This is a genomic window from Haloarcula sp. H-hyl2 (assembly GCF_056934385.1).
On record NZ_JBRIIJ010000002.1, the window covers coordinates 118,266 to 134,242 of the forward strand.

The 15,977-nt window shown below is 67.4% G+C and carries 18 protein-coding genes; 14 read left to right on the plus strand and 4 right to left on the minus strand.

Going from position 1 to position 15,977, the window contains the following annotated elements; all coding sequences use genetic code 11:
* Positions 1-68: 68 nt before the first annotated feature.
* Together Hhyl2_RS10325 and Hhyl2_RS10330 are read right to left on the minus strand one after the other, a co-directional pair.
* Positions 69-254 carry a DUF8106 domain-containing protein gene (locus Hhyl2_RS10325; protein WP_483550694.1) on the minus strand — a complete coding sequence of 62 codons (186 nt, stop codon included), beginning with the start codon at positions 252-254 and terminating at the stop codon, positions 69-71.
* Complete coding sequence (locus Hhyl2_RS10330) at positions 251-532, minus strand: DUF8028 family protein (RefSeq protein ID WP_483550695.1); 282 nt, start codon at positions 530-532, stop codon at positions 251-253. Before Hhyl2_RS10330 ends, Hhyl2_RS10325 begins: the two co-directional genes overlap by 4 nt.
* Positions 533-842: 310 nt before the next feature.
* Between Hhyl2_RS10330 and Hhyl2_RS10335 the strand changes: the two genes are divergently transcribed.
* The 10 genes from Hhyl2_RS10335 (at position 843) to Hhyl2_RS10380 (ending at position 10,342) form a co-directional block, all read left to right on the plus strand.
* Positions 843-1,211: a cyclophilin-like family protein gene (locus tag Hhyl2_RS10335; RefSeq protein ID WP_483550696.1), complete on the plus strand. Its 369-nt coding sequence runs from the start codon at positions 843-845 to the stop codon at positions 1,209-1,211.
* A gap of 66 nt (positions 1,212-1,277) precedes the next feature.
* On the plus strand, positions 1,278-2,420 hold the full coding sequence (hemC, locus tag Hhyl2_RS10340) for a hydroxymethylbilane synthase (RefSeq protein WP_483550697.1): 1,143 nt from the start codon (positions 1,278-1,280) through the stop codon (positions 2,418-2,420).
* On the plus strand, positions 2,417-3,199 hold the full coding sequence (gene cobA / locus Hhyl2_RS10345) for a uroporphyrinogen-III C-methyltransferase (protein ID WP_483550698.1): 783 nt from the start codon (positions 2,417-2,419) through the stop codon (positions 3,197-3,199). Before hemC ends, cobA begins: the two co-directional genes overlap by 4 nt.
* On the plus strand, positions 3,199-3,951 hold the full coding sequence (locus Hhyl2_RS10350) for a uroporphyrinogen-III synthase (protein ID WP_483550699.1): 753 nt from the start codon (positions 3,199-3,201) through the stop codon (positions 3,949-3,951). Before cobA ends, Hhyl2_RS10350 begins: the two co-directional genes overlap by 1 nt.
* A gap of 166 nt (positions 3,952-4,117) precedes the next feature.
* On the plus strand, positions 4,118-5,278 hold the full coding sequence (locus Hhyl2_RS10355) for an extracellular solute-binding protein (RefSeq protein WP_483550700.1): 1,161 nt from the start codon (positions 4,118-4,120) through the stop codon (positions 5,276-5,278).
* 1 nt (position 5,279) lies between these two features.
* Positions 5,280-6,254: an ABC transporter permease gene (locus Hhyl2_RS10360; protein WP_483550701.1), complete on the plus strand. Its 975-nt coding sequence runs from the start codon at positions 5,280-5,282 to the stop codon at positions 6,252-6,254.
* A complete protein-coding gene (locus tag Hhyl2_RS10365; RefSeq protein WP_483550702.1) occupies positions 6,251-7,165 on the plus strand; it encodes an ABC transporter permease in 915 nt (304 codons plus the stop codon). Before Hhyl2_RS10360 ends, Hhyl2_RS10365 begins: the two co-directional genes overlap by 4 nt.
* Positions 7,165-8,193 carry an ABC transporter ATP-binding protein gene (locus Hhyl2_RS10370; protein ID WP_483550703.1) on the plus strand — a complete coding sequence of 343 codons (1,029 nt, stop codon included), beginning with the start codon at positions 7,165-7,167 and terminating at the stop codon, positions 8,191-8,193. Before Hhyl2_RS10365 ends, Hhyl2_RS10370 begins: the two co-directional genes overlap by 1 nt.
* On the plus strand, positions 8,190-9,092 hold the full coding sequence (locus Hhyl2_RS10375) for a metallophosphoesterase family protein (protein ID WP_483550704.1): 903 nt from the start codon (positions 8,190-8,192) through the stop codon (positions 9,090-9,092). Before Hhyl2_RS10370 ends, Hhyl2_RS10375 begins: the two co-directional genes overlap by 4 nt.
* A gap of 68 nt (positions 9,093-9,160) precedes the next feature.
* A complete protein-coding gene (locus tag Hhyl2_RS10380; RefSeq protein ID WP_483550705.1) occupies positions 9,161-10,342 on the plus strand; it encodes an MFS transporter in 1,182 nt (393 codons plus the stop codon).
* Here Hhyl2_RS10380 and Hhyl2_RS10385 read toward each other — a convergent pair whose 3' ends face one another.
* On the minus strand, positions 10,343-11,074 hold the full coding sequence (locus Hhyl2_RS10385; RefSeq protein ID WP_483550706.1) for a PspA/IM30 family protein: 732 nt from the start codon (positions 11,072-11,074) through the stop codon (positions 10,343-10,345).
* Positions 11,075-11,382: 308 nt separating this feature from the next.
* Here Hhyl2_RS10385 and recJ point away from each other — a divergent pair, with 308 nt between their 5' ends.
* The 4 genes from recJ (at position 11,383) to Hhyl2_RS10405 (ending at position 14,224) form a co-directional block, all read left to right on the plus strand.
* Entirely contained in the window at positions 11,383-12,843 is a 1,461-nt protein-coding gene (gene recJ / locus Hhyl2_RS10390; RefSeq protein WP_483550707.1) for a RecJ family nuclease, read from the plus strand.
* A 54-nt stretch (positions 12,844-12,897) separates the two neighbouring features.
* Positions 12,898-13,173: a hypothetical protein gene (locus tag Hhyl2_RS10395; protein ID WP_483550708.1), complete on the plus strand. Its 276-nt coding sequence runs from the start codon at positions 12,898-12,900 to the stop codon at positions 13,171-13,173.
* 47 nt (positions 13,174-13,220) lie between these two features.
* The gene (locus Hhyl2_RS10400) at positions 13,221-13,544 is read left to right on the plus strand and encodes a DUF5783 family protein (RefSeq protein WP_483550709.1); all 324 of its coding nucleotides are present in this window, start codon (positions 13,221-13,223) and stop codon (positions 13,542-13,544) included.
* A 308-nt stretch (positions 13,545-13,852) separates the two neighbouring features.
* On the plus strand, positions 13,853-14,224 hold the full coding sequence (locus Hhyl2_RS10405; RefSeq protein WP_483550710.1) for a NifU family protein: 372 nt from the start codon (positions 13,853-13,855) through the stop codon (positions 14,222-14,224).
* 961 nt (positions 14,225-15,185) lie between these two features.
* Here Hhyl2_RS10405 and Hhyl2_RS10410 read toward each other — a convergent pair.
* Entirely contained in the window at positions 15,186-15,872 is a 687-nt protein-coding gene (locus Hhyl2_RS10410; RefSeq protein WP_483550711.1) for a hypothetical protein, read from the minus strand.
* Between the last annotated feature and the right edge of the window lie 105 nt (positions 15,873-15,977).

Here is a 15,977-nt window from a genome sequence, read left to right on the forward strand (position 1 = left end):
CGTGTCCCAGGGCTAAAATATCCGTTCCTCCGGACCGCGGGGACCGCGAAGCGAGCACCCACTCGCGGTCAGAGATCGGGCTGGTCGACGACGACGTCGCCACAGCGAGGACAGAGAAGCCGCTCGCGACGGACCGAATCGTCGGCGATCCAGTCACCGTCGAGGGGGCTCTCGTGGTCGCAGGTCGGGCAGAACAGCCCGGTCTTCGTCAGCCGATGCTCGGGGTCTCGTGGGGAGGGCTTGCAGATGCTCATGCGTTGGGGGAGTAGTTGTGACCGATCGCGGCACACACGACGTTCAGGACGACGAGGCCAGCGACCAGCAGGGGTTCAGTCGTCACCACGTTGGTCGCGAGCGTGCCCGCGATGATCAGCGGGAGCGGGATGGTCGCCCAGAAGGCGACACCCCGGAACACGGCGACGATCGTCTCCACGAACGTCGCCAGGAGTGCCTGGATGCTCGATGCGACAGCGGGCGGGCGTGGGATGGAGGGGTCGGCGGTGGACATGGGTGCTTCGCGTACCTCGACCATGCACGGACAACCCCATATAAAGGGCAGACCGTCAGTCTCGATTCAACTCCGTTCACCGTTCATCGGGAGCTTTCACCTCATTTTGGAGGGTATTTACGAACCTTCGAAACCGATCGAAATCGACCCAAACATTTTACAAACGGTTTTGAGGGCGTAAAACCGGTTTCTATCGAGAGCAATATAGACGTCCGTATTCGGGGTGCGCTGTGACGTACCATGCCCGTCAGAGCCCCCGGGTTCCGACACGGCTGGCGCGGCGCGCGCCCGGCACCGCGGTGCTGTTTTCACGCTCCCGGTTCGATCTCAGGGCATGAGTGACCTGCGCGTCGCGGTCGACGACGTCGAACTGCCGGCGAACTGGACGGACACGAACCCGGACACGCGAGACGCGATCGCCGCCGCACTGCCCGTCGAAGGCGAGGCGGCACGCTGGGGCGACGAACTCTACGTCCGAACGGCTATCGAGGCCACCCCGGCGGAGACACAGACCGAGGTCCCGGTCGGCACACTGGCCTACTGGCCACAGGGACAGGCGCTCTGTCTGTTCTGGGGCCCGACACCGGCGAGTCATGGCGACGAACCGCGGGCGGCCAACCCGGTCGCCGTCGTCGCCGAACTCGACGACGTGTCGCCGCTTGCGACGGTGACCGGCGGCGCGACACTCCGAGTCGACCTGTAGACACGTCGCGCCTGGCACACACCGGAAGTGATGTGCTTTTCACGCAGGCCCGTCGAAGGTTCGGGCATGACTACGGAGACGCTCCAACTAGCCACACGGGGGTCGGACCTGGCGCTTCGACAGGCCGCGTCGGTCCGGGACCGGCTGTCGAGTCGGCGTCGCGGGGTCGATCTCGTGGAGGTCGAGACCACGGGCGACCAGATCCGGGACGAACTCATCCACCGGCTGGGCAAGACCGGCGCGTTCGTCCGCAGCCTCGACGAGAAGGTGCTCTCGGGCGAACTCGACGCCGCCGTCCACTCGATGAAGGACATGCCGACAGAGCGCCCCGACGACCTCGTCGTCGCCGCCGTCCCCGAGCGGGGACCGCCGGGAGACCTCCTCGTGACGCCGGCCGGGGACGACCTGGCCGACCTGCCGGAGGGCGCGACCGTCGGGACGTCGAGTCTGCGCCGCCGGGCACAGTTGCTGGCCGAGCGCCCCGACCTTACCGTCGAGCCACTGCGGGGGAACGTCGACACGCGCATCGAGAAACTGCTCGCGCCGACACTCCAGCGAGAACACCAGGAGCGCCACGAGGCCGAACAGGAACGCAAGGAACACGCGGGTGAGGAGGACAGCGACTACGAGTTCCCCTACGACGAGGACGTCGAGGCGTGGTTCAACGGCCTCTCTGAGCTCCAGCGGCGAGCGATGGAACGGGACCCCGACGTCGAGTACGACGCCATCGTCCTCGCCGAAGCAGGGATCGAGCGGTCCGGACTGTCCCACCACATCGAGACGGTCTCGCTGGATCCCGGTCGGTTCGTCCCGGCACCAGGGCAGGGTGCGCTCGCGGTGACCGCCGTCGACGGCGAACTGGCCCGCGACATCAAGGACCGCCTCGACGACCCCCAGACGCGCGCAGAGACGACCGTCGAGCGGACGATCCTGGCGGAACTGGGCGGGGGCTGTGTCGCTCCCATCGGCGTCTACGCGCAGTTGCAGGGCGCGGTCGTCCACACCACCGTCCGGGTGCTCTCACGTGACGGCGACGAGGAGATCACCGTCTCGCGGGACCTGCCGGCCCAGTCACACGTCTCGGCGGCACAGGACCTCGCGGCAGAACTGGCCGACCGGGGCGCGGACGACCTCATCGCGGCCGCCAAGCGCGACGCGGGGGGCGCCGACGACGACGCCGCGACCGCGCGGGAGGGCGAAGAGTCGTGAGCGACACGTCGGCCGGCGACCGGGACGATGCGGTCGGGACAGTCTATCTCGTCGGCTCGGGACCGGGGGACCCGGAGCTACTGACCGTCAAGGCGAAGCGTCTGCTGGAGACGGCCGACGTCGTCCTCCACGACAAACTGCCCGGCCCGGAGATCCTCGGCCAGATTCCCGAGGCAAAACGCGAGGACGTCGGCAAGCGCGCCGGTGGCGAGTGGACCCCCCAGGAGTACACCAACGCCCGGATGGTCGAACTCGCCCGCGAGGGCAAGACGGTCGTCCGCCTCAAGGGCGGCGACCCGACGGTGTTCGGCCGCGGCGGCGAAGAGATGGTCCACCTCGCGAACGAGGGGGTCCCCTTCGAGGTCGTCCCCGGCATCACCAGTGCCGTCGCCGGGCCGGCCGTCGCAGGTATCCCGGTCACCCATCGTGACCACGCTTCCTCCGTCTCGTTCGTCACGGGCCACGAGGACCCCACGAAGGACGAATCGGCCGTCGACTGGGGGGCACTGGCCGCGACCGGCGGAACCATCGTCGTCCTGATGGGTGTCGGGAAACTGCCCGACTACACCGCCGCGCTCCGCGAGGCCGGCATGGACCCCGAGACGCCGGTCGCCCTGATCGAACGGGCGACCTGGCCCGGTCAGCGCGTCGCCACGGGGACCCTGGCGACCATCGTCGACGTGCGTGACAGCGAGGGGATCGAGCCGCCAGCGATCACCGTCATCGGTGACGTCGCCGGCCAGCGCAAGCAGGTTCTGGAATTTCTGGAGGGCGAATGATGCGGGAGTCACCGCGACTGCGCGTGGCCTTCTTCCGCCCCGACGACGAGCGTACGAGCGAGGCCGTCGAACTGATCGAGTCGCTGGGCGCCGACCCGGTCCCGGACCCGATGCTCGCGGTCGAACCCACTGACGAAGAACCCCGCTCGGACGCCGACTACGTGATCCTCACGAGCAAGACGGGCGTCGAACTGGCCGCCGAAGCCGGCTGGGACCCCGCGGGCGCCACAGTGTGCGCCATCGGCGACGCGACCGCCACAGCACTTGACGACGCGGGCTACACCGTCGACCACGTCCCCGCGGAGTTCTCCTCTGCCGGCCTGGTCGAGTCGCTGGCCGACGAGATCGGCGGCGCGCGTGTCGAGGTCGCCCGCTCGGACCACGGCTCTGCGATCCTGACCGACGGCCTCGAAACGGCCGGCGCGTACGTCCACGAGACGGTGCTCTATCGACTCGTCCGCCCGGAAGACGCCGGTGAATCGGCCGAACTGGCGGCTGCCGGGGATCTGGACGCCGCGCTGTTCACCTCCTCGCTGACCGTCGAGAACTTCCTGGCAGCCGCCGCGGACCGCGGGGTCCGCGAGGAAGCTCTGGTGGGCTTGGCGTCGGCAACCGTCGGCGTCATCGGCGAACCGACCCGCGAGACGGCCGAGACGGCCGGCATTTCCGTCGACGTCGTGCCGGAGCGCGCCGACTTCGAGGCGCTCGCCTGCGCGGTCGTCGAGGAAGCGGCGCCCACACACCACGAGTGAGACCGTCGTCGTCGGGTTTATTTCACGGTGTACACTCTATACCACTCGGTTTCGATACCGTCGGGCACCTGGCCTCTATACCTGTAGGTCGTCGTACCACCGGATAATATCGTGACAGAGAAGTATTATAAACCGCTTTTCCACACTCGTCTGACCGTCTCCCTGTATGGACCTATCACGACGGCGATTCGTCCAGGCGTCAGGTGCAGCGATGGCAACCGGACTCGCGGGCTGTTCGGGCGGCGGCGGCTCCGAAGGGTCCAGCGGTTCGGGCGGCGGCAGTGGGTCCGGCGGCGACAGTTACGAGGTCGGGCACGGCGACTACCAGACGACGGTCTCGGCGAGTGCGTTCCCCGAGAAACTGTTCGTCTACGCCGTCCAGACCGGCTGGTCGAACTGGGGCGCGCTGATGAAGGAGTTCGAGAACGAATACGGCGTCCCGCTCAACGACGACCAGCGCTCGTCCGGTGAGGCGCTGTCGGACCTGCGCTCGCACGCACAGGACCCGACCCACTCGGCGTACAACGGTGGGTACACGTTCGGCATCCTGGCGATGCAGGACGGACTCACCCAGGCCTACAAGCCAAAGGGGTGGGACAAGGTGCCGGACAAACTCAAGACCGACAACGGTCACATGACCGCCACCCGCCGGATGACCACGACGGTCACCTACCGGAAGGACATCTACGAGGAGCAGGGTATCGATCCCCCCGAGACCTGGGAGGACCTCAAGCGCGAGGAGATCGCCGCCAACACGCAGTTCCAGCCGCCAAACGCCGCGGTCGGGCTGGCCGGCGCGCTCTCGATCAACAACGCCTACGGGGGGAGCCTCGACGACGTCCAGCCGGTCGTCGACTACTACTCCGAGATGAAAGAGAAGGGCGCGGTCTTCGCCGGCAACGTCGAGCAGAAGTTCAGCAAGGGCGAGATAACCACCTTCGCCGAGTACGACTACACCGGGCTCGACCTGAAGTACAACGCCGACTCTATCGCCGAGGAGAAGGTCGGTGTGAAACTACTGACCGGCCCGAACGGGGAGAAGGGCGCGTTCAACCAGCCCTACGGCTACGGGATGCTCAAGGGCGCGCCCAACCCCGAGGCCTGTAAACTGTTCATGGACTACGTCCTCTCGCTGGAGGGCCAGCGGAAGTTCCTCGACGCCTACGTCCGCCCCATCCGGGCCCCCGAACTGGAGATGCCCGACGAGTTCCCCGCTCAGTCGGCCTACGAGAAGGCCCAGTTCCAGGTCGACTACCAGAAACTCGTCGAGAACCAGGAGGGTATCATCAACGACATCGGGACCGGCGTCGGCCTGACCGGGTACTGAGATGGCGACCAGCAACGAACCGGCGGTCCTGGGTCGCGTCCGGGCCGGCCTGGAGAGCCTGCTGGCGCCGACGACCGAGCGGGACCGCTCTCGCCGTCGGATCGCGGTGCTCGCGACGCCTTTTCTCGCGCTCGCGGCCTTCGGTGCGTTCATCCCGCTGGCGACGATGGTCCGGATGAGCACCTCCACCTCGACGTTCGCCGTCGAGGGGTTCAGTCTGGCCGCCTACGACCGGCTGTTCACCTCGATCCTGGCCGCCGTCCCCGGGACCGGGATCGACGTCAACCCCGTCTACGGCCACGTTATCTGGAACTCGCTGTGGTTCGGCACGGCGACGACGGTCGCGAGCGTCGTCCTCGGTATCGGGATCGCACACGGGTTAGAGAAGTACGACCTCCCGCGGGAGGGACTGCTCGTGACGCTCATCTCGTTCCCGATCAGTCTCCCCGGGATCGTCGCGGCGTTCATGATGATCGTCTGGTTCGGGAAGACCGGGTTCCTGACGAAGGTACTGACCGTCTTCACCGGGGCCGCTCCCAACGCGGTCTCGCTGACCGGCCAGCCCTCGGGGACCCTGCTCGCGATAACCGGGCTGTTCTTCGGGTACCTCTACTCGATGATACCGCGTGCGACGTTCCTCCTCCGGGGGAGCTACGCCGAGGTCAACACTGACGCCGAGGAGGCCGCCCGGGCGCTCGGTGCGACCCCCTGGCAGACGTTCCGGTACGTTACGCTCCCGCAGATCCGGCCCGGCATCGTCGGCGCGCTCATCCTCACGTTCCGGACGGCGCTTGCCATCTTCGGGACCGTCCTCGTGTTGAAGGCGTTGTCGGTGATCACCTTCCGGTTCAACCAGGAGATCAGCGTCGGCTTCGACCTCCAGATGGCCTCGGCGCTGGCGACGGTGTTCTTCGCGTTCACCGTCGCGTTCACCTTCCTGGGGCTCCGGTTCACGAGCGCGGAGGTGGCCGGATGAGCGCCGACACGGACCGTTCGGTCCCGGCCAGAGAGCCCGGCCGGATCGGGCGGCTCTCGGCGGCGATCGGGCGACGAGTGATCACCGGGCTGCTCCTGGTGACCGTCGTCTTCCTCATCGGCCCGGTCCTGATCACCTTCGTCGCGTCGTTCGCGGGCGAGTGGACCGGTGTCCTCCCCAGTGGGTTCGTGACCCTCGACAACTGGAAGCAAGCGCTGGGGCTCACCTCGACGCTCGGCGCCAGTCGCGGCCTGGGTGGGTCGACGACCATCCCGCTGATCGGCGCGACCATCCCCCTGCCCGAGACGCTGAGTCTCAGCATGGGGCTGGCGCTGGGCGGCGTCCTCATCAACCTCGTCGTGGGCGTCCCCATCGCCTACGCCGTCACTCGCTACGACTTCTACGGGCGTGGCTGGATGAACACGTTCGCTGTCCTGCCGGTGGTCCCGGGGATCATCCTCGGCATCGCGTTCCTGCGGACCTACCCGAACCTCCCCAGCGCCGTCGCGCTGATGATCGGCTACTCGCTGCTGAAAGCACCGTACATGGTGCTCGCGGTCCAGTCGTCCTTCGAGTCGATGGACCTGCGCCAGATCGAGGAGAGCGCCCGGTCGCTGGGGGCGTCCTGGCCCCGAACCTTCCTGACGGTCGTCGTCCCCAACGCGAAACAGGGGATCCTCTCGGGAGCCATCGTCTGCTGGACGCTGGCCGCGGCGGAGTTCAACTTCTCGTATATCGTCTACTCGCGCGGCCCGAAGCCGTTCTCGCTGTTCCTGTTCGAGAACATCTCGAACAACCCGTTCCTGCGGGCCGCCGCCGCCATCTCCATCTACTTCGTCATCGTCGTCGCCGTGACGGCGCTGTTGCGCGCGACCGGGGAACGGGGCTTCTCGATCGGAGGTGTCCGCTGATGGCAGAACGAATCACACTCGATACAGTCACGAAGACGTTCGGGGAAACGACCGCGGTCGACCGCGTCTCGCTGACCGTCGAGCCCGGCGAGACCGTCGGGCTGGTCGGTCCGTCCGGCTGCGGGAAGACCACGACCCTGCGGACCGTCGCGGGGTTCGAGACACCGACCGACGGCGAGGTCCGCTTCGACGGCGAGGCGGTGACCAACGTCCCGCCCGAACAGCGCGACGTCGGCCTCGTGTTCCAGTCCTACGCCCTGTTCAACAACATGAGCGTCCAGGGCAACGTCGAGTTCGGACTGAAGATGCGGTCCCTGCCCGCTGAGGAGCGGGCCGAACGGGCCCGCGAAGTGCTCTCGCTGCTGGGCATCGAGGAACTGGCCGACCGTGACCCACAGACGCTCTCGGGGGGCCAGCAACAGCGGGTCGGCCTGGCCCGTGCGCTGGCGATCGAGCCCCGGGTCCTGTTGCTGGACGAACCGATGACCGGCCTCGACGCGAAACTGAAGACCCGTCTCCAGGAGGAGATGGGTGCCCTGCTGGACGACCTGGACGTGACCGCCATCTACGTCACCCACGACCAGGAGGAGGCGATGGTGATGTGTGACCGCATCGCCGTGATGAACGAGGGGCAGATCGAGCAGGTCGGCCCGCCACGGGCAGTCTACCAGGAACCGGAGACCCCCTTCGTCGCGGAGTTCGTCGGGACGTCGAACCGACTGTCGGCTACCGCCCAGAACGGCACCATCGACGTGGGCTTTACCGACATCGAGAACCCTACCGGGGCTGAGGGCGACGTCACCGTCGTCGCCAGACCGGCAGCCTTCGACGTCGGCGACGGCCCGGTCGCCGCGACGGTCAAGAACACGTTCTATCTCGGCGAACACGTCCGGACGGTCGCGGAACTGCCCGACGGCCGGGAGGTGACGCTGAACCTGGATGGAACCGTGGCCCCGCAGACGGGCGAGGACGTCTCGCTGTCGCTCGACCCCGACCGCGTCCACGTCATCGAGGAGGAACGGGCGTGACGGCCGGCCCGGTGGTCGCACGGCTCGACCGTCCGGCGACCGACGACCGGGTCCGTATCACCGTCGTCGCAGACCCACACGTCACGGCGACCGAACGCGGGACCTGGAAGTGTTACCACCGGACCGTCCAGCGGTTCCGGACCGCGCTGACCGGCGCCGTCCGGCGGGACGCCGACGCCGTCGTCCTGGCCGGGGACCTCACCGCCGACGGCCGATCCGACGAGTTCGACGCTGTCGACGACGTCATCGACGATGTCGGCGTCGACCCGCTGGCGGTCCCGGGCAACCACGACGTCCCGAAAGCCTTCGACGAGCACGAGACGCCGCCGGTCGCAGCCTTCGAGGACCGGTATGGGGCACTGCCGGCCGCCTGGGAGGTCGGCCCGGTGACGCTGCTGTGTGTGAACAGCGCCAGCGACCCAGGCGGCCGTCTCCGTGACACCTGGGGCGGGGCCGTCGGGCCGGCACAGTGCGAGTGGCTGGCAGACAGGGCGGCCGACGCAACCGTCCCGGTCGTCGTCTCCCATCACTCGCTGTCGGCGCTGCCCGAACACGACGGCTACCCATGGACGAACTTCCCAGCACGAGACCGCGATGCCGTCCGCTCGGTCTGCCGGCGCCACGACGTCCCGCTGGCGATCACCGCCCACCACCACGTCCCGGCACTGGCACGTCGCGGCGAGACCGTCGAAATCCTCTCGCCGGCGGTCTGCTCGTTCCCCCAGGCCACGCTCGACCTGACGATCGGTCCGGACGGGACGACGGTCCGTCTGGTGCCACTGGCCGGCCAGACCGGTGTCCGAGAGGCCTACCACCTCGCTGACGGCGGGAAACCACTCGGCCAGGGCATCTGTGCGATGGTCGAAGCACGCCTGGCACGCCTCCCGCTGACGGTGTGAGAACCGGCACAGGGCACCGGACTCGAAACGTTCAGGTGCGGCCCCAGCCAAGTCCGTCTCTCGCCACCGTGACAGAGACACCACGTCCCGGCGTCCAGGTGGGTCTGGTCACCGGCTGGCAGGTCGTCGCCAGCACCTGCTTCTACGCGCTGTTCGCCGGGAGCGCGCTGTTCCGCGAGTATCTGGGTCTCTCGCGGTTCCTCGTCGGCGTCGTGGTCACCGCCGCCACGCTCGGCTACACCGTCGCGCTGTTCCCGGTGGGCGCCGCCGTCGACGGTGCTGGCGAGCGACCGGTACTGATCGGCGGCTTGCTCGCACTCGCAGCCGGGGCCGTCGGCGTGAGCCTCGCCAGCGGCGTCGTCGGCCTCTCGATCGCGGCTGTGTGTCTCGGCGCCGCCTACGCGACGGCGATGCCGGCGACGAACCGTGCCATCGTCACGGCCGTCCCTGCCGGGCTCCGCGGCCGGGCGATGGGCATCAAACAGGTCGGCGTCACCGGCGGGAGCGGCCTCGCCGCTGTGCTCGTGGTGAGTGTCGCCCCTGGGTTCGGGCCGTGGTATCTCGGGTTCCTGGTGGTCGGCGCCCTGGCGGTCGTCGTCGCGGTTGTCTTCGCTGTCGGGTACCGTGGCGCACCGGGCGGCGAGTGGCGCCTGCCGGACGTCCGCGGCCTGCGCGAGAACCGCGCGTACGTCGCTCTCTCCGTGGGCGGGTTCTTCCTCGGTGCCGCGCTGTTCACGACCGTCGGGTACACGACGCTGTATCTGACCGACGCCGTCGGCGTCTCGGTGGCCGTCGCTGGCCTGGGGTTCGCCGTGATGCAGGTGACCGGGAGTGCCGGCCGTGTCGTCGCCGGCTGGCTGGCCGACCGGCTCGACGCCGGCGAGGCCCGCGCGAACGCGACGGTCCTGCTCGGCCAGGCGATCCTGGGTGTCGTCTTGCTTGCCGTGCTGGCCATCCCGGCTCTACCCCGCGAGGCCGTCCTCGCAGTGGTCGCCGGCGTCGGTGCGACGATCCTGGGCTTTACCGGCCTCTACTACGCCTGTATGACCGCGCTGGTCCCCACCGAAGAGGTCGGGGCCGCGACCGCCGGCGGCCAGACGGCACTCAACGCGGGTGCCCTGCTCGCGCCGCCGGCGTTCGGCTGGCTGGCCGACACCACCTCCTACAGGGCCGGCTGGCTCCTGCTCGCCGCGGCGGCGCTCGTCGGCACCGGCGCCATCGCGGTCGTCGTCAGGCAGACCGGACGGTGATCAGTCGGCTGCCTCGGCGTCGGCCGGTTCCGTCTCGCGGCCCATCTCCGCCCGCAGGGTCTCCAGTTCGTAGTCGACCGCACGCTCGTTCGAGAGCCGGTCCAGTTCCCGGTCGATGTCGTCGCCCTCGCTGAGGACCGACTCCAGTTGGCCGGTCTCTTCGAGTTCCTCCAGGGCCGCCGCCCGGGCCTCCATGCGCTCGGTGCGCTCGGTGGCCCGCTCGATGGACCGGCTCACGTCGGCCATCGTGTCGCCGACGCCGGTGAACGCCTCGGAGACGCGCGCAGACGCCTCTGCGGCCTCGTAGCGTGCCTTGACCGTCTCTTTGTGGGTACGGAACTGTTCGATCTGGCTGGACAGTTCCGCGCGCTTGCCGACAAGCCGGTCCTGGGTCCCCTGGAGTTCGTCGATCTGCTCGGTCAGCTCCGTGATCTGTGCGACGTGGGCCTGTTTCTTCTCCAGTGCACGACGTGCGAGGTCCTCCCGCTCCTGTTGCATCGCCTCACGTGCCTGCCCGTCGTACTTCTCGACGTTCTCGCGCAGGCGGCGCCGGTGGATCTCCAGGCGCTTCTTCTGTGTCGTGACGTCGGCGATGCCACGCGTGACGTCCTGTAGCTGGTCCCGCAGTTGCTCGTATGAGTAGTCCAGTTCGGCACCGGGGTCGGACGCACGGTTCAACAGCGCGCTGAGCTTCGACCGGACGAGGAAGAAGAACCGACTGATCAGACCCATCGGTAGCCCTCCCCGTCGATCCGGCGGTATAGTTTTGTTTTCATTGACACTTCACAGTACGCTCGAATCCGGCTTAACCGTATCGTCGCCTAGGAGTGTTAGATAAGGCGAACCGGAATACGGACAGCCAGAAAGCCCCCGCGTTCTCAGCGAACCCCGACAAAGCAAGCACCCACTGGAGCGCAGCGAGTCGCGGGAGCTGAGAACGCGGGGGCTTTCTGGCTCTCAGACCGCTCTGCTGCCACGGAAAACACAATCCATCGTCCCGACTGAACCTTTTTAACCGGAGACGCACCTACGCCCAGTCGATGACGACGACCGGTCCCGTCCCAGACCTCGCCGAGCGCGCCGCGGCCTGTGCCGAACGGCTCCGGGCCGCAGACGCGGTGTTACTGGCCTCCCACATCGACGCCGACGGCCTGACCAGCGCCGCCATCGCGACCACGGCACTGGAACGGGCGGATATCCCGGTCGAGACGGTGTTCAAGAACCAACTCGACGCCGACGAGATCGCGACCATCGCAGCTCGCGAGTACGACACCGTCCTGTTCACCGACTTCGGCTCCGGGCAACTCGACGCTATCTCCGAACACGTCGCCGCCGGCGACTTCGAGGCGGTGATCGCCGACCACCACCAGCCCGCGGCGCCCGAGGACTGCCACCCGGACGCCGTGACAGATACCGACGGTTACGCCGACTTCGCCTACCACCTCAACCCCCTGCTGGAGGGAATCAACGGTGCCTCAGAACTGTCGGGTGCCGGCGCCGCGTACGTCCTCGCGCGTGCGCTCGAACCCGAGGGGGGCGACAACCGTGACCTCGCGGCGCTGGCGGTCGTCGGCGCCGTCGGCGACATGCAGGCGGTCGGCGGCGAACTCGTCGGGACGAACGCGAACCTCGTCGCGGAGGGCGTCGACGCCGGCGTCCTCGCGGAGGGGACGGACCTCTCGCTGTACGGGAAACAGACACGCCCGCTCCCGAAACTGCTGGAGTACGCCACCGAGGTCCCGATCCCCGGTATCTCCAACGACCATGCCGGCGCGACTCGCTTTCTGGAGGACCTCGGGCTCGACCTGAAATCTGGGGGCGAGTGGCGGACGTGGGCCGATCTCACCGACGACGAGCGCCAGACCGTCGCCAGCGCGCTGGTCCAGCGGGCGGTCCAGCGTGGCGTCCCCGCAGACAAGATCGACTCGCTGGTCGGGACGACCTACACACTCACCGCCGAACCCGCGGGGACGGAACTCCGTGACGCAAGCGAGTTCTCGACGCTGCTGAATGCCACGGCCCGCTACGAGCGCGCCGACGTCGGTCTCGCGGTCTGCCTGGGCGAACGCGGCGCCCCACTGGAACGCGCCCGAACGCTGCTCGCCAATCACCGTCGGAACCTCTCAGAGGGGCTGACGCTCGTCCAGGAGCGCGGCATCGACCAGGCCGACCACGTCCAGTACTTCGACGCCGGCGATGCCATCCGCGAGACCATCGTCGGCATCGTCGCCGGGATGGCTCTGGGCACCGACGGCGTCGACGCCGACAAACCCATCGTCGCCTTCGCCGACGCCGACGGCGAGACGAAGGTCTCCGCGCGGGCGACCGGTCCACTCGTGGGTCGCGGCGTCGATCTCTCGGTCGTGATGAAAGAGGCCTCACAGGCCGTCGGCGGCGACGGCGGCGGCCACGACATCGCCGCGGGTGCGACGATCCCCGCCGGCGCGGAACAGGCGTTCGTCGACGCCGCCGACGACATCGTCGCCGAGCAACTGAACTGACATCTCACCCGCCACAAGCCCGTAATTTATGTTCCGCGCCAACTAGTACCAGCCATGGATTCCGGACCTGTCGGCGACACCGAGCGGTTGCTGTTCGGCGCCGGGTTCGTCTTCGGCGCGGGGTTCATCCTCCTGATCCTGGGACTCGTCGTCGCGACCGTCGGCGGCGGCCAGGGCGCCCTGGGCGTCGACGTCGGCCTCCTCATCGGCGCGAGCGTCGTCGTCACCGCCGTCGTCGGCGCCGCGCTCTTCCTGCTGGCGTTCCCCGAGAATCGGGTCGAGGTGCCGGTCTCGGTGGCGCCGGGACCCGACGACCTCGACGAGGAGTGACCGCGACTCCGGGTCATCTTTAATGGCTGGTGTCCAACGCGCCCACAATGGCGACGTTCGATCCCGAAAAGTTCGAGGACAAGTATGCGAACTACTTCCCCGAACTCCAGAAGGCGTACAAACAGGCGTTCGAGTACATGAACGACACCTACGACTCGGAACTCATCCACGCCATCGACCAGCAGATCCTCAACGAGTCCGAACCCTTCTACGAGGGCGACGGGGAGTTCCGGATCGAACTCCCCGAGGACCCGCTGGACCGCCTGACGGCCGTCGTCGTCGACGACGAGAAGGCCGAGACCATCCTCGAAGAGTACGTCGCGACCATCGAGCAGGAACTCCAGTCGGTCTTCGAGTTCGACGAGGAGTGAACGGCACCGCTGGCTACCGCCACCGCTGGAGTGGAGCCCCGGTTACAGCCGTCTCGACAACTAGCGTGCCGATGCCTCCCCGACTGCCACACGGGTGGGACTGAAAGGGGCCGGTCGCTCGACCCGTCCCGGACGACGCAAGCACCGCAGGCCAGCGGCCGAGGAGCACAGCGAGTCCTGGACGGTCGAGCGACCGGGGGCTTTCTGGCTGTTGGCAGTTGTATTCCCGCTCTCGACCACCACAGCACGTGCGACCGAACCCGTCAGTCCAAAGGTCTAAGCCTCCCGGGGCCGGACCTAGACCCACTATGAGCACGGAGACAGAGGACGGGGACGACCTGCGCGAGCGCATCACGAACTTCCTGCGCCGGAACTTCCCGCAGATCCAGATGCACGGCGGCAGCGCGGCCATCGAGGAGATCGACCGCGAAGAAGGCAGCGTCACCATCCGCCTGGGCGGGGCCTGCTCGGGCTGTGGCATCTCCCCGATGACCATCCAGGCCATCAAGACCCGCATGACCAAGGAGATCCCCGAGATCAACGAGGTCGTCGCCCGCACCGGGATGGAACAGCAGGAGGGCATGGCCGGCGGCAGCGGCGGCATGAGCCCGTCGTTCCCCGGTGAATCCCGCGGTGGCGACGTCACCGACGACGACGAAGGCCCCGAAGCGCCCTTCTGAGACCACTTTTTACTTCGTCGGGTTCGAGTCGCACCGACGGCGCGACTCGAACCACTCCTCGCAAAAACATGGGGAAAAACTGCTCGACCTCACTGCATTCGGTCGAGTGAAACCGCGCCTCCGGCGCGGTATGCTTGCTGGCAGCCCTGCCCTTCCCCGGGTCGCTCGGGCGCGACTACCGTCGCGCCACTTGCTCCCGGCCGACAGCAATAAAATCAACTGACAACCGCTTGGTTGCCAGGGTCCAGTTCAGCAGGGAGTCACCATCTTTTTAGATCGTTCACTCTGACTCACCTAGAGCCAATCTGGGCACAGTACGTTCCACCGCAACACTCTGTAAACGCTGCTTCCGGACCATTCATCTCACAGGAAGTTTACAATTCACTCGGGAAGACGGTGCCGTATGGGCCGCTACGGATGGTTCGTCGACCAAGCGTCCGACCCTGATAATGCAGCACAACTGTTCGCTCTCGTGGCTGCCATCCACTGGGGGTTCGTCGCGCTTTTCTGGAGCGTCGTTTCGTACGTCAGCGGCATTCGGCACCTCCGCATACCGTCTCCGCTGCCGGGAGCGACGACTGCTCTCAAAGCCGGACTCAGGATACTCGGATTCGGACTAGCGGTGGGTGCGATAGCACGATGGCAATGGCGGGACCGACTCGATAACCGACCGAATCCGACACGGGGACTGCTCGGCGGTGTCGCGATCTGGGCCACGGCACCGTCCTCTGGACAGTGCTGGTCTACGGCATCCCGGTTCTTTTCGACCGCGTCACTGGGTCATCAGTGGAGGGTTGGACAGCGGTAAGAGACGCGAGTTACTGGACGTTGTACGCCCTCTCTGACCAGGTATTCATGTCGTTTGGGACGGGGCAAATGGTCCTCGCGCTGGTCGGGGCTATCTTCGAACGGCTACGCCTCGCAGAGACCACCTGACCCAGACCGAGATATCGGGACCGTGTCAGTCCGCTGTCTGTGGGCCGGTGTCACGGTCGAATTTGGCCCTGTACTGCCGGGAGACGTACCAGATGGCGACGCCGCCGATAGCAGCGGGGAGCAACCAGATCACCGGCAGAGGAACGAACGGGACCTCCCGTGCGTTCGTCGCGACCACCGCGGTGATGGTCGCGATGTACGCCCCGCCCATGCGGTTGATGTGCTCGAAGAACCACGTCCGGGGTTCGAGGTCGGTGGCGCGGAACTGGCGGACGTCGCCGACGGTCGTGACCAGCGAGATGCCGCCGAAGACGAGCATGACGATTCCGAACTGGTTCCCGTTGGTGAGGAACCACACACCCATCGCGAGGAGGCCGACGCCGGACGCACCGAAGAGCCCGGTGGCAACCCAGTCGACGGTGCCAGGGGAGTCGATACTCCGTTTCCGGGAGAGGACGCGATAGCCCGAGAACGCGAAGTAGAAGCTGAAGACGGCGACGAAACCGAGGAAGATACGGAGGAGCGTCTGGTCGAACGCGAGCAGTCCGAGGGCCGTCGCCGAGACGGCGGCCATCGCGTAGACGTACGTGCGACCGAGGCGTCGGTGCCGGCGGCCGCCTTTCTTCGTGAGGAGTGCGCCGGCACCGGTCGCGAGTGCGACGAACCCGACGAGGACGTGGACGCCGAGGGTGGCGTCTTCGAGCAGAGTCATGATACCGATACGTCCGAGGGCGTAATTAAGATAGGTATATGTACCACGTTCTCGTGGAACAGACGGTGCTCCGGTGGATAGAACGGGAGTCGGGACAACGGTCGA

Excerpts from the sequence above, each read along its gene's own strand:
- Hhyl2_RS10400 (WP_483550709.1), top strand. The coding sequence starts at position 13,221 with ATGGCGACGTTCGATCCCGAAAAGTTCGAGGACAAGTATGCGAACTAC.
- Hhyl2_RS10405 (WP_483550710.1), top strand. The coding sequence starts at position 13,853 with ATGAGCACGGAGACAGAGGACGGGGACGACCTGCGCGAGCGCATCACG.
- Hhyl2_RS10385 (WP_483550706.1), bottom strand. The coding sequence starts at position 11,074 with ATGGGTCTGATCAGTCGGTTCTTCTTCCTCGTCCGGTCGAAGCTCAGC.
- Hhyl2_RS10395 (WP_483550708.1), top strand. The coding sequence starts at position 12,898 with ATGGATTCCGGACCTGTCGGCGACACCGAGCGGTTGCTGTTCGGCGCC.
- Hhyl2_RS10370 (WP_483550703.1), top strand. The coding sequence starts at position 7,165 with ATGGCAGAACGAATCACACTCGATACAGTCACGAAGACGTTCGGGGAA.
- Hhyl2_RS10325 (WP_483550694.1), bottom strand. The coding sequence starts at position 254 with ATGAGCATCTGCAAGCCCTCCCCACGAGACCCCGAGCATCGGCTGACG.
- Hhyl2_RS10330 (WP_483550695.1), bottom strand. The coding sequence starts at position 532 with ATGGTCGAGGTACGCGAAGCACCCATGTCCACCGCCGACCCCTCCATC.
- Hhyl2_RS10350 (WP_483550699.1), top strand. The coding sequence starts at position 3,199 with ATGCGGGAGTCACCGCGACTGCGCGTGGCCTTCTTCCGCCCCGACGAC.
- hemC (WP_483550697.1), top strand. The coding sequence starts at position 1,278 with ATGACTACGGAGACGCTCCAACTAGCCACACGGGGGTCGGACCTGGCG.
- Hhyl2_RS10365 (WP_483550702.1), top strand. The coding sequence starts at position 6,251 with ATGAGCGCCGACACGGACCGTTCGGTCCCGGCCAGAGAGCCCGGCCGG.
- recJ (WP_483550707.1), top strand. The coding sequence starts at position 11,383 with ATGACGACGACCGGTCCCGTCCCAGACCTCGCCGAGCGCGCCGCGGCC.
- Hhyl2_RS10360 (WP_483550701.1), top strand. The coding sequence starts at position 5,280 with ATGGCGACCAGCAACGAACCGGCGGTCCTGGGTCGCGTCCGGGCCGGC.
- Hhyl2_RS10410 (WP_483550711.1), bottom strand. The coding sequence starts at position 15,872 with ATGACTCTGCTCGAAGACGCCACCCTCGGCGTCCACGTCCTCGTCGGG.
- Hhyl2_RS10335 (WP_483550696.1), top strand. The coding sequence starts at position 843 with ATGAGTGACCTGCGCGTCGCGGTCGACGACGTCGAACTGCCGGCGAAC.
- Hhyl2_RS10355 (WP_483550700.1), top strand. The coding sequence starts at position 4,118 with ATGGACCTATCACGACGGCGATTCGTCCAGGCGTCAGGTGCAGCGATG.